1 pseudogene is annotated in these 559 nt (G+C 37.2%); it reads right to left on the reverse strand.

Going from position 1 to position 559, the window contains the following annotated elements:
* Positions 1 to 163: 163 nt before the first annotated feature.
* Positions 164 to 559, reverse strand: a pseudogene (locus ACFIO3_RS15400) (protein translocase subunit SecDF); the annotation flags it as partial.

Raw genomic sequence — 559 nt, forward strand, 5'->3', positions numbered from 1 at the left:
CCAAGAGAAATGCTAAACATAAGCCTGCAACAATAGTTGTGATAAGTGGTGTGTCGTGGAGCATGGATTATTTACTACTCTTGATCAAAAAGCGAATGAATGAAAACGACTATATTTCTATGAGAAGAGAGGCGAGATGTACCATACGCATTAAAGGGCATTTTTATTTCACTTTGATATTTGCACGATTATTTCGCTCACGCCACCAATTTCCTAGCAGGAGCAAAATAGGAGCAGCAATAAAGATAGAGGATGATGTTGCAATAATAATCCCAAAGACCATGGGTAATGCAAAATTATGAACAGCACTTCCACCCCATATCGCCATGGGGAGCATCGCAAGAATTGTTGTGGCTGATGTAAAAAAACAACGTACAAGAACCTGATTAATTGACAGATCAATCAGCTCACGCAACGGCATTTTTTTAAAAAGACGCATATTTTCGCGCATCCTATCATAGACGACAACTTTATCATTTATAGAATATCCAACAATTGTTAAGAGCGCAGCAATGGCTGTTAAATTAAAATCAAATTGAAATAAAGCAAAAAAGCCAAT

Source organism: Bartonella sp. AD328YNZD (genome assembly GCF_042196425.1).